Annotated in this window: 1 protein-coding gene; it reads right to left on the bottom strand. The window is 70.3% G+C overall.

The genetic code is table 11. The features are described from left to right. Positions 1–124: 124 nt before the first annotated feature. Positions 125–387, bottom strand: a 263-nt coding sequence (locus UK12_RS33375; RefSeq protein WP_045306964.1) for a hypothetical protein, incomplete at its 5' end; no start/stop codon positions are given.

Below are 387 nucleotides of genomic sequence, written 5' to 3'. Positions count from 1 at the left end.
CCGAGCTCTGCGGCGGCGACCGCCGCAGTACCGCCCCTGCACCTGCGCCTGCGTGGGTAAGTAAGTAAGTAAGTCGATGCCCCCGCAGCGAATGTGCCACGGGGGCATCGACTGTGTTTGACCGTCACGGAGCGGCAGCCCGGAGCGAGGTCGGCTCGTCAGGCAGCCCAGCGAGGTGCGGTTCGTGCTGCTCGACCTCGGCGCGGATCGCACCTCGGATCGTGCCTCCCGAGAGGGGCTTACCTCCGACCCCGAGGTGCCCGGCGGCGGTGAGCGCGGCGCGCATGGTCTGGGTGCCGGGCCGGTAGCCGGAGTTGTAGAGCGGGCGAATCACGGCACAGCGCGGGTCGGTGTAGACCACGGGCGGGAGTGTGGGCAGCTGTGTTG

Source organism: Saccharothrix sp. ST-888, from assembly GCF_000955975.1.
Taxonomy (GTDB): domain Bacteria; phylum Actinomycetota; class Actinomycetes; order Streptomycetales; family Streptomycetaceae; genus Kitasatospora.
Note: the sequence above shows the minus strand (reverse complement) of the source record. Positions and strands in the feature narration are given on the sequence as shown.